The sequence below is a fragment of the Pseudomonas sp. 14P_8.1_Bac3 genome (assembly GCF_025466085.1).
Lineage (GTDB): Bacteria > Pseudomonadota > Gammaproteobacteria > Pseudomonadales > Pseudomonadaceae > Aquipseudomonas.
Map to the genome: position 1 here is coordinate 24,501 of NZ_JANLOD010000032.1, position 11,111 is coordinate 35,611.

Annotated in this window: 10 protein-coding genes; 6 read left to right on the forward strand and 4 right to left on the reverse strand. The window is 60.2% G+C overall.

Going from position 1 to position 11,111, the window contains the following annotated elements; translation table 11 throughout:
- The first annotated feature begins 3 nt into the window (after nucleotides 1-3).
- The 3 genes from topA (at nucleotide 4) to NTD84_RS09530 (ending at nucleotide 3,678) form a co-directional block, all read left to right on the forward strand.
- Nucleotides 4-2,631 carry a type I DNA topoisomerase gene (gene topA / locus NTD84_RS09520; RefSeq protein WP_262164891.1) on the forward strand — a complete coding sequence of 876 codons (2,628 nt, stop codon included), beginning with the start codon at nucleotides 4-6 and terminating at the stop codon, nucleotides 2,629-2,631.
- A gap of 137 nt (nucleotides 2,632-2,768) precedes the next feature.
- The gene (locus tag NTD84_RS09525; protein ID WP_262164892.1) at nucleotides 2,769-3,293 is read left to right on the forward strand and encodes a DUF6586 family protein; all 525 of its coding nucleotides are present in this window, start codon (nucleotides 2,769-2,771) and stop codon (nucleotides 3,291-3,293) included.
- 151 nt (nucleotides 3,294-3,444) lie between these two features.
- Nucleotides 3,445-3,678, forward strand: a complete 234-nt coding sequence (locus tag NTD84_RS09530; RefSeq protein ID WP_008028479.1) for a hypothetical protein — start codon at nucleotides 3,445-3,447, stop codon at nucleotides 3,676-3,678.
- Nucleotides 3,679-3,763: 85 nt separating this feature from the next.
- Here the strand turns inward: NTD84_RS09530 and sulA are convergent, their stop codons facing one another.
- Nucleotides 3,764-4,237: an SOS-induced cell division inhibitor SulA gene (sulA, locus tag NTD84_RS09535; protein ID WP_262164893.1), complete on the reverse strand. Its 474-nt coding sequence runs from the start codon at nucleotides 4,235-4,237 to the stop codon at nucleotides 3,764-3,766.
- An 11-nt stretch (nucleotides 4,238-4,248) separates the two neighbouring features.
- A complete protein-coding gene (lexA, locus tag NTD84_RS09540) occupies nucleotides 4,249-4,857 on the reverse strand; it encodes a transcriptional repressor LexA (RefSeq protein WP_262164894.1) in 609 nt (202 codons plus the stop codon).
- 229 nt (nucleotides 4,858-5,086) lie between these two features.
- On the opposite strand from lexA, the gene NTD84_RS09545 reads away from it, so the two are divergent.
- The 3 genes from NTD84_RS09545 to NTD84_RS09555 all read left to right on the forward strand — a co-directional run bounded on the left by NTD84_RS09545 (nucleotide 5,087) and on the right by NTD84_RS09555 (nucleotide 7,713).
- Complete coding sequence (locus NTD84_RS09545) at nucleotides 5,087-5,794, forward strand: TetR/AcrR family transcriptional regulator (RefSeq protein WP_008028474.1); 708 nt, start codon at nucleotides 5,087-5,089, stop codon at nucleotides 5,792-5,794.
- Nucleotides 5,795-5,952: 158 nt separating this feature from the next.
- Nucleotides 5,953-6,963 carry a beta-N-acetylhexosaminidase gene (gene nagZ, locus NTD84_RS09550; protein ID WP_262164896.1) on the forward strand — a complete coding sequence of 337 codons (1,011 nt, stop codon included), beginning with the start codon at nucleotides 5,953-5,955 and terminating at the stop codon, nucleotides 6,961-6,963.
- 12 nt (nucleotides 6,964-6,975) lie between these two features.
- A complete protein-coding gene (locus NTD84_RS09555) occupies nucleotides 6,976-7,713 on the forward strand; it encodes an S-methyl-5'-thioinosine phosphorylase (protein ID WP_262164898.1) in 738 nt (245 codons plus the stop codon).
- Nucleotides 7,714-7,834: 121 nt separating this feature from the next.
- Here the strand turns inward: NTD84_RS09555 and NTD84_RS09560 are convergent, their stop codons facing one another.
- Nucleotides 7,835-10,528 (reverse strand): DEAD/DEAH box helicase, encoded by a 2,694-nt coding sequence (locus NTD84_RS09560; protein WP_262164899.1) that lies wholly within the window; start codon nucleotides 10,526-10,528, stop codon nucleotides 7,835-7,837.
- Nucleotides 10,529-10,538: 10 nt separating this feature from the next.
- Entirely contained in the window at nucleotides 10,539-11,105 is a 567-nt protein-coding gene (locus NTD84_RS09565) for a peptidoglycan binding protein CsiV (protein ID WP_262164900.1), read from the reverse strand.
- Nucleotides 11,106-11,111 lie beyond the last annotated feature (6 nt).

Genomic DNA, 11,111 nt, shown 5'->3' on the forward strand with positions numbered 1-11,111 from the left:
TCCATGGGCAAATCGCTGGTCATTGTGGAATCCCCGGCTAAGGCCAAGACCATCAACAAGTATCTGGGTAACCAATACGTGGTGAAGTCGAGTATCGGCCATATCCGAGACCTGCCCACCAGCGGTTCGGCTAGCGCCAGCAAAGAGCCAGCCGCCAAGCGTGGCAAAGCTGCTGCGGGTGAAGGTCCGGTGCTCACGCCGAAAGAGAAAGCGCGCAAGCAGCTGGTCTCGCGCATGGGTGTCGATCCCGATCATGGCTGGAAAGCCAAGTACGAGATCCTCCCGGGCAAGGAAAAGGTCATCGAAGAGCTGCGCCGGCTCGCCAAGGATGCTGACACCATCTATCTCGCAACCGACTTGGACCGCGAGGGGGAAGCCATTGCCTGGCACCTGCGCGAAGCCATCGGTGGTGACGACAGCCGCTACAAGCGCGTGGTGTTCAACGAGATCACCAAGAAGGCGATTCAGGAAGCCTTCTCCAAGCCGGGCGAGCTGGACATCGACCGTGTAAATGCCCAGCAGGCGCGTCGTTTCCTCGACCGCGTGGTGGGTTACATGGTTTCGCCGCTGCTGTGGGCCAAGATCGCCCGCGGCTTGTCTGCCGGTCGCGTGCAATCGGTTGCCGTGAAACTGGTGGTCGAGCGTGAACGGGAAATCCGCGCGTTCAACCCGGAAGAATACTGGGAAGTCCACGCTGACCTCGGCACTGCCAAGGGCGCCACTGTGCGCTTCGACGTGGCCCGCGAGAAAGGCGAGGCCTTCAAGCCGCTCAACGAAGCCCAGGCCATGGCCGCGCTGGAGAAGCTCAAGGCGTCCAGCTACAGCATCGTCAAGCGCGAAGACAAACCGACCAGCAGCAAACCGTCGGCACCCTTCATCACGTCCACGCTGCAACAGGCCGCGAGCAACCGCCTGGGCTTCGGCGTGAAGAAAACCATGATGATGGCCCAGCGTTTGTACGAAGCGGGCTACATCACTTATATGCGTACCGACTCCACCAACCTCTCGGCCGATGCCGTGACGATGGCGCGTACTTATATTGAAAGCGAGTTTGGCAAGAAGTACCTGCCGGAAACGCCGAACGTCTATAGCAGCAAGGAAGGCGCACAAGAGGCTCACGAAGCGATTCGTCCGTCCGACGCCAACACCGAGCCAAGCAAGCTGTCGGGCATGGAGCGAGACGCAGAGCGCCTCTACGAGCTGATCTGGCGCCAGTTCCTTGCTTGCCAGATGCTGCCGGCGCAATACCTGTCGACCACAGTGACCGTGGGCGCCGGCGATTTCGAGCTGCGCGCCAAGGGCCGCATCCTGAAGTTCGACGGTTACACCCGCGTCATGCCGCAAATCACCAAGCCTGGCGACGACGACGTGCTGCCGGACATGGCCCAGGGCGACGCGATGAAGCTGATCAAGCTTGATCCGACCCAGCACTTCACCAAGCCGCCGGCGCGCTACTCGGAAGCGAGCCTGGTCAAGGAGATGGAAAAACGCGGCATCGGTCGTCCTTCGACCTACGCGGCGATCATTTCGACCATCCAGGACCGCGGCTACGTGGCGCTGCACAACCGTCGTTTCTATTCGGAAAAGATGGGTGACATTGTCACCGAGCGTCTGTCCGAGAGCTTCTCCAATCTCATGGACTATGGCTTCACCGCCGGCATGGAAGAGAACCTCGATGACGTCGCCCAGGGCGAGCGCGACTGGAAAAACGTGCTGGACGAGTTCTACGGCGACTTCAAGAAAAAGCTCGAAGTAGCCGAAAGCGCGGAAAACGGCATGCGTGCCAACCAGCCGGTGATGACCGATATCCCGTGCCTGACCTGTGGCCGACCGATGCAGATTCGTACCGCGTCTACCGGCGTATTCCTGGGTTGCTCGGGTTACAGTCTGCCGCCGAAAGAACGCTGCAAGGCCACCGTCAACCTGGTGCCGGGCGACGAAATCGCCGCGGATGACGAGGGTGAGTCGGAATCGCTGGTACTGCGTGGCAAGCACCGTTGCCCGATCTGCAGCACGGCAATGGATGCCTACCTGCTCGACGAGAAGCGCAAGTTGCACATCTGCGGTAACAACCCGGATTGCGCCGGCTATGAAATCGAAGAGGGCACTTACCGCATCAAGGGCTATGAAGGTCCGAGCCTGGAATGCGACAAGTGCGGCAGTGAGATGCAGCTCAAGACGGGCCGTTTCGGCAAGTTCTTCGGCTGCACCAACCCGACGTGCAAGAACACACGCAAACTGCTGAAAAGCGGCGACGCGGCGCCGCCGAAAATGGACCCGGTGAAGATGCCTGAGCTGAAATGCGAAAAGGTCAACGACACCTACATCCTGCGCGACGGTGCTTCTGGTCTGTTCCTGGCCGCGAGTCAATTCCCGAAAAACCGCGAGACCCGTGCTCCGCTGGTCATGGAAATCATCCCGCACAAGGACGAGATCGATCCGAAGTACCACTTCCTCTGCGAAGCGCCGAAGAAAGATCCGGACGGTCTCCCGGCCGTGATCCGTTACAGCCGCAAGACCAAAGAGCAGTACGTGCAGACGGAAGTCGACGGTAAGCCGACGGGCTGGAAGGCGTACTACGACGGCGCCAAGTGGACTGTAGAAGACAAGCGCCCTTCAGCCAAAGCTTAAAAGGAGCGCACACAAAGGCCGCATGACAACCCTCGGGTTTTCATGCGGCCTTTTGTTTTGGGCTTGCGGTGTGCTTGGGTGATCCCCGACACTGTCAGACCCGCGTGAGCAATTATTTCGTTGTGGAGGCTGCCGTCATGGCCCACGAACTCTATACCCGTACCAACCAGAAGATTTATTTCGCCGGACTGTCGCTGGAAGCCCTCGCGAAAGCCGAAGAAGGGCGGGCGATGAATTCCCTGGCGCTGATTCAGGCCGGGCGCGAGTCGGCGTTGTTCCATTTGTACGGCGCGCTGCTGGGGCTGTGCCATGAAATCGCTGGCTTCTACCGTTTGCCGCAGGCCAGCGCACCACGGGCAGAACTGCTGCTGACCCGGGACGTGCTGGAGGCTATCGCCATTCCTGAAATGGCCGAGATGGTCGAGCTGGCGCAAAACCCCGAAACCTGGCTGGCCAAGCTTCTGTCGGCCCATGCAGCACTGTTCCAGCCGCCCCGTGCACCGCATAAGCCCAAGGGCGATGTAACACAGCCGCTGATCCTGGCCGTGAATCTGGATGAAGAGGACGTTCCGGAAGAGTTGAGTCGCGAGGAGCTGGAAAGCTGGCGGCAGAACCTCAAAGGTCTGGCAATCCGGTTTCGTGAAGGTCTGAACGAGTGCTGAAGAGCTAAGCGCTCGACGGCCGTGGCAACACTGTCCGTTCATGGACGAGAGCTGTCAGAAATTTCTCTTGGTAGTGGCATCTGGTCAAGATCCCGAGCGAAGCCTGGCCGATGCCTATATAATCCCCGCCTTTCGTGGAGAACAGACCTTTATGCCAACGTCCTTTCTAGAAATTGTCGAGTTACCAGACGGCCGAATCGAGCTGCGAAGGGCTGAGGACGAAGGTTCTCTGGTTACTTTGGATTTCTCCGAGGATGCCAAAGCGTTCCTGCAAGGCCAGCACGTGGAAGTCGCCAAGGCGATGTTGAGCGTCGGCGTTCAGATGGCCGGTCGCTTGGTTGAAGGTGATTTCAATACGGATGAGAGTTCGCGGGTCCTTCACTGATTCCGTTCGTCGCTTTTACTAATACTGCTACAGATCGGCTTCTCTGTCCTTGGAGAAGCCTCGCGTTGTCCAGCGCGAACTTCGTTTAGCCCAATCGAATATTCAGGCTTTGTGCGTCCCCGGTCCGGGCGGCGCTGATCAACTGTTGCCGTGAGTGGGTGCTCAATGGATTGAGCCAGCTGACGACCGTGTGGCTGCGACCCAGGCGCAAGGCTTCGCAGGTCAGCTGTTGCGCACTTTGGGTGCCGCGTGGCTGCAGCAGCAGAATACGTTCACGATTCAGGCCGGCGTCCCGCAACCAGGCTTGCGTCAGGCTGGCGGGCGGGGCGATCAGCGTCAGCCAGCGTGCGTCCTGATCCTCGCTCAACTCTCTCAGGATCGGCGCCAGCAGACTCAGGCAGTTCCCGGCCGCACCACGTAGTGACAGCTCACTGAAAACTTCAGGTTCGGCGCTCCACGGCGACTCGACCACGTCCTTCAGAATCGGCGCCATCGGCTGCACCATGAACGCCTCGAACAACGGCAGTTGGGCTTGCTGTGATGTGTGTGGGAACTGCATAAAGCCTCCTTTTAGCGGCGAATGACGCCGACACTCAAGCCTTCGATCACCAGTTCCTGATCTTTCAGGTTCACTTCGATAGGGGCGAATTCAGGGTTTTCAGCAATCAGAAAAACTTTGCTGCCGTCACGCTGGAAGCGTTTGACTGTCACTTCGTCGCCGATCCGCGCGACCACGATCTGGCCATTACGGGCTTCGCGGGTGGTATGCACGGCTAGCAAGTCACCGTCGAAAATGCCGACGTCTTTCATGCTCATGCCATGAACCCGCAGCAAATAGTCAGCGCGCGGATGGAAGAACGATGGATTGATGTTGCAGGATTCTTCGATGTGCTGCTGGGCAAGGATCGGCGCACCGGCAGCCACTCGACCAATGATCGGCAGGGTGGACTCGTCGGCCTTGGCTTCGAAACCAGGGATACGGATGCCGCGGGAAGCGCCCGGCGTCATCTCGATGGCGCCTTTGCGGGCCAATGCCTTGAGGTGTTCTTCCGCCGCGTTGGGCGACTTGAAACCCAGTTCCTGCGCGATTTCCGCACGGGTCGGCGGGTAGCCGTTGTCTTCTAGGCAGCGTTTGATGAAGGCCAGAATCTCTGCTTGGCGTGGCGTCAGCTTTAGCATATTGATCGCTCTGTCTTTTTATACAGTGCCTGGGATTATATACAGTGAAAGCATCTTGGCAATGCCCCTTTTTTTGCCGGCCGCCAGACGGTCGATCAGCGTGCTGATTAATGCTGCGCAGATGTATGGTTAAATAGCTGACCGACCATTCCCAAAACGAACCGGCAGGCTTGACAAGGCCTGGGCTGAAACGTATGTTTCAAACAAGTGTTTGTCAGGCGGAGTAGCCATGGCCCAGTCGGAAACCGTTGAACGCATTCTTGATGCTGCCGAGCAGCTGTTCGCGGAAAAAGGGTTTGCTGAAACCTCGTTGCGTTTGATCACCAGCAAGGCCGGTGTCAATCTGGCGGCTGTGAACTATCACTTTGGCTCGAAGAAGGCGCTGATCCAGGCAGTCTTCTCGCGCTTTCTCGGGCCGTTCTGCCTGAGCCTCGATAAAGAGCTGGAGCGCCGCCAGGCCAAGCCCGAGAACAAGCCGACCCTGGAAGAGCTGCTGGAAATTCTCGTCGAGCAAGCCCTCGTGGTGCAGCCACGCAGCGGCAACGATCTGTCTATCTTCATGCGGTTGCTGGGTTTGGCATTCAGTCAGAGCCAGGGCCACTTGCGTCGTTATCTGGAGGACATGTACGGCAAGGTATTCCGCCGCTACATGATGCTGGTCAATGAAGCCGCGCCGCGTATTCCGCCGATCGAGCTGTTCTGGCGCGTGCATTTCATGCTCGGCGCCGCGGCGTTCAGCATGTCCGGGATCAAGGCCTTGCGCGCAATTGCCGAGACCGATTTCGGCGTCAACACGTCCATCGAGCAAGTCATGCGTTTGATGGTGCCATTCCTGGCGGCGGGTATGCGTGCTGAAACCGGCGTGACGGATACGGCGATGGCCACTGCGCAGTTGCGTCCGCGCAGCAAATCGACACAGGTTGCCGCCAAGGTTTAACCGCACACGGGTGGGCGCGGCAGCTGACATCCGCTAAGCTAGCCGCCCATGCCGACTCTCGTTCTGAACCCGTTCCCCATTGCAATCGTTGACCTGCCGGGCACAGCCCAAGGCGGCGAATGCGTGCGAGCCGGGTTTATCGTTATCAAGGAATCTCTATGACTGCTGGCCTGCAAGGCTCGTTGATGGTGGACGTCGCCGGTACCTGGCTGACGGCCGAAGATCGCCAATTGTTACGCCAGCCCGAAGTGGGCGGACTGATCATCTTTGCGCGCAACATCGAGCATCCCCGTCAAGTGCGTGAGCTGAGCGCGGCGATCCGTGCCATTCGTCCTGATCTGCTGCTGGCGGTGGACCAGGAGGGCGGCCGCGTGCAGCGCCTGCGCCAGGGTTTTGTGCGACTGCCGGCCATGCGCGCCATCGCCGACAATCCGAACGCCGAATACCTGGCTGAGCAATGCGGTTGGATCATGGCCACCGAAGTGCTGGCCGTTGGCCTCGACCTGAGCTTCGCCCCGGTGCTGGATCTGGATTACCAGCGCAGCGCCGTAGTCGGCACCCGCTCGTTCGAAGGTAACCCGGAGCGCGCGGCGCTGCTGGCGGGCGCCTTCATCCGCGGCATGAACAGCGCAGGCATGGCCGCCACGGGCAAACACTTCCCGGGCCACGGCTGGGCCGAGGCGGATTCCCACGTCGCGATCCCGAATGACGAACGTAGCCTCGACGAGATCCGCGCCAACGATCTGGTGCCGTTCGCCCGGCTGAGCAAGCAGCTGGCCGCGGTCATGCCGGCCCACGTGATCTACCCGCAAGTCGATTCCCAGCCAGCCGGCTTCTCCCGTCGCTGGTTGCAGGACATTCTGCGCGGCGAGCTGCAATTTGATGGCGTGATTTTCAGCGACGACCTGTCGATGGCCGGCGCCCACGTGGTCGGTGACGCCGCCAATCGTATCGAAGCGGCCTTCAGCGCCGGCTGTGACATGGGCCTGGTATGCAACGACCGCGCGGCAGCGGAACTCGCCTTGAGCGCCGCTCAGCGTCTGCAGATCAAACCGTCCGAGCGCATTGCGCGGATGCGCGGCCAGGCGTATGCGAGCACTGAATACCGTCAAGACCCGCGCTGGCTGACAGCCATCGGCGCGCTCAAAGAAGCTCAACTGATTGAATAAGGACTTTACGTTATGACGGTTTACGCGATTATCGGTGGCACCGGCCTGACTCAACTCGAAGGTCTGGACATTCGTCAGTCACTGGCGGTGGACACCCCTTACGGCGCGCCTTCTGCCGAGGTGCAAGTGGGTGAGTACGCCGGCAAGGAAGTGCTGTTCCTGGCACGCCATGGTCATCCGCACCGTTTCCCGCCGCATCAGGTCAACTACCGGGCCAATCTCTGGGCACTGAAACAGGCCGGTGCCGAAGCGATCCTCGCGGTCAACGCCGTCGGTGGGATTCATGCGGCGATGGGCACCGGGCATTTTTGCGTGCCGCATCAGCTGATCGACTATACCAGCGGTCGCCGGCACACCTATTTTGCCGATGATCTGGAGCACGTCACCCATATTGACTTCAGCTACCCCTACAGCGAGCCGCTGCGTCAGCAGCTGATCGCGGCGTTGGCTGCCGAAGGTGTGGATTACAGCAGTCAGGGCGTGTACGCCTGCACGCAGGGTCCTCGTCTGGAAACTGTCGCTGAAATCGCGAAGCTGGAGCGTGACGGCTGCGACATCGTCGGCATGACCGGAATGCCGGAAGCGGCACTGGCCCGTGAGTTGGAGCTGGATTACGCCTGTCTGGCGCTGGTGGTGAACCCGGCGGCGGGCAAGTCGACGGCGGTGATCAGCATGGCGGAAATCGAGCAGGCTTTGCATGACGGGATGGGTAAGGTCAAGTCGACGTTGGCTCGAGTGTTGAAGGGCTGAGGCGGGTTTTTCAGTGAGTTGACCCCTTCGCGAGCAGGGATTGTGTGTTGCCCCGAGGTAAACACGATCCCTTGTGGGATCGAGCGCTGCTCGCGATGACAATTTATCAGGCGCCATAGACTCAGCGGGTCTCCAGCTTCTCCGGCAACGGCGCAAACAACGCCTCAATATCATCACTCTGCAACTTCCAGTCCCCGGCCTTGCGTCCATCCAGCACGCCAGCCGCGAGGTCGGACTTTTCCTTCTGCAGATGCTGAATTTTCTCCTCGACCGTGCCACGGGCAATCATCTTGTACACGAACACCGGTTTCTCCTGGCCGATACGGTAGGCACGGTCGGTCGCCTGGTTCTCTGTCGCCGGGTTCCACCACGGATCGTAGTGAATCACCGTGTCCGCTTCCGTCAGGTTCAAGCCTACGCCACCCGCCTTCAAACTGATCAGAAAGATCTGACGCTTGCCGCTCTGGAAGTCTTTCACTGGCGAGCGTCGGTCACGGGTCTGGCCCGTCAGCAGCGCATAGTCGACGCCGCGTTTCTTCAGTTCGACTTCAATAAGCGCGAGCATTGAAGTGAACTGGGAAAACAGCAGAATCCGCCGGCCTTCCTCGAACAATTCCTCAAGCATTTCCATCAGGCTATCGAGTTTGCCCGAGGTGCTGCCGCGCGTCGGCAGGGCAGCGTCGTTGACCAGTCGAAGGTCACAGCACACCTGACGCAGCTTCAGCAGCGCCTCAAGGATGATGATCTGGCTGCGCGCCACACCTTTGCGAGTGATCTCGTCGCGAACCTTCTTGTCCATGGCCAGGCGCATGGTCTCGTACACATCGCGCTGGGCTTCGTTGAGTTCGACCCAGTGGATGATCTCGGTCTTCGGCGGCAATTCCGTCGCCACTTGCTCTTTGGTCCTGCGTAGCAGAAACGGTTTGATCCGCCCGTTCAGGTGCTGGAGTCGTACCTCGCTGGCGCGCTTTTCAATCGGCACGCGGTAATCGCGGTTGAAGCTTTTGACGTCGCCAAGCCAACCGGGTAGCAGGAAGTGAAACAACGACCACAGTTCACCCAAGTGGTTTTCCAGTGGCGTACCACTCAGGCACAGGCGCTGGCGCGCGTTCAGTTCGCGCGCGGCCTGGGCGGCTTTGCTGTTCGGGTTCTTGATGTACTGCGCTTCGTCCAGCACCAGCACATGCAAGGGCTGCGCGGCCAGGCGTTCGACATCTTTGGGCAGCAGCGCATAGGTGGTCAGGATCAGGTCGTAATCGGCCAGATGCTCGAAATGCTTTTTACGACTGGCGCCATACAGCGCCAGCACCTTGAGCTGCGGCGTGAAGTGCGCCGCTTCGTCGAGCCAGTTGGGAATCAGACTGGTGGGCATCACCACCATGCACGGCCGATCAAGGCGTCCGGCGTTTTTTTCGCTAAGCACATGGGCCAGGGTCTGTAGGGTTTTGCCCAGGCCCATGTCGTCCGCGAGAATTCCGCCCACTTCCAGTTGCCGCAGCGATTGCATCCAGCTCAAACCTTCCAGCTGGTACGGACGCAAGGTCGCGTTGAGGCCGTCGGGCGCCGTTGCGGTGTAGTCCTTGATGTCGCGCAGGCGCTGGGCAAAGGTACGGATCTGCTCGCCGCCTTCCCACAGCAGCGGCATGTCCTCCAGCGGGTTCAAGCGAATCGCATCGGCCTTGCTCAGGCGCAGCGTGGTTTCGCCGGGCTCCTGCAGGTAGAACTCGCCGAGGGTCGCCAGCACCGGTTTCAAGCGACCGAAGGGCAGGGCTACCTGGAGCGGGCCATATTCGGAGTTGGGGCGATTGGGGATGTTTACCAGGATCAGCTCGTCGTCGCGACGCCGAGCGAGGCGTTCCGGGTTGAGGATTTCGGTGTGGGAGCGCATCAGGTTCAGCAGGATCGGCAGCAGGCTCAGCCGCTCGCCGTTGACGATGATCCCCAGCTCCAGATCGAACCAGTCGCGCTCCGGCGCCTGCTCCACGGTAGCGTACCAGTCGTCCACGGCGGTCAGGTCGAAACCGAAATCCTCGTCGATCTGCAATTCCCAGCCCTGGGTGCGCAGCTTCGGCAATTCATTGAGCGTGAAGGTCAGCCAGGCGCTGTCGTTGACCATTTCATAGAGTTCGCCGGCACTTTCCGGTAGCGCTTTACTTTGCCGGGTGGCGACCTTGAAGCCGAGAATTCGCAACTGTTCCCTGTAGGCCTGTTCCACTTCCGGGTGGCGTTTTATCCGTAAGGTCTGCGTTTCCTGGCGAATCAGGATGTCAGTATTCTTCTGCCCGCAGACGTATTCATCCAGGTAGCTGAAGGACAGCGCCGCGCGGTGCTGGATGTAGCGTTGCATCTTGCCGTTGCGCGGTTCGAAGGCGCTGAACTCGATGCTCGCCAGCCACAGGCGCGGCACGGGTTGCACGTTGTCCACCAGCACTTGCGGAGGCGCTTTCGGGCTGCGGTTTTCCAGGACCGCCTGAAGTTTCTCCAGCAGTTCGGCGTCTTGCGCGGCGGCGGGGTAGGCGAGGGTTTCCTGCACTTTCAGCAACACGGCCGCGCAATGCTTGCAGTTGCTGCGAACCGGGCAGGTACACGTGGCATCGACCATCAGCAGTGTGGCTTTGGCCGACTCGCGCAGGCGAATGGTCTGACGGTAGACGTTACCGCCAGAACCTTCGCACACGGCAGCAATCGTTGCGTCGCCGGCCTCAATGATCCTGACGCGGTTCTCCAGCGCGTAGCGACGGCCGCGCTCCAGGCTTTGTTCCTTGAAGCGGCTGACCCAGGACGGTGCGAGGGGTTTGCTCAGGGTCGCGGGCATAAGGACTCAATCAGTCCGGAATTTCATCGGGGACTGGCCGAGGCGCAGGGGCGGTGAGCGAGGTGATCTTGATCAGCAGGCCAAGGTGGCCATTGTCGAGGAAGTTCAGCAGGCCGTTCTTGGTGTGGCTTTCCTGCTTGAGGCGTTCGCTGGCGGTGACCAGGCCATTGCTGTCGATCTGGTTGACCCAGAAGTCGGCATCGACGTCGGTGAAGCGCCCCAGTTTCAGGCTCAACGTGCCCTCGATCGGGAATTGGCCGAACTGTTCCGTGCCGTCGCTGACCGCGATTTTGCTCGCCTCTTCGCCGAGGTTCTGTTGCCAGGCCTTGTGTAGCAACACGGTGTAATCGTTGCTGGCGGTGAGCTTTTCCACTTCGCCATTCAGGCTCGGCGTGCGCAGGCTCTCAGGGCTGATGGGCTGGGCACCGGCAGCCCAGTCTTCCGGTGCGGCGCGGCTGACAATCGCGGGCACGGCGTTTTGCCGGACCAGAATCATTTCAATCTGATACAGATCATCGGCAAAAGCCGCGGGCGTGGCCAGGGTCAGCAGCAGAGTCAGTGAGCGGAACAGGCGCATGCGGCG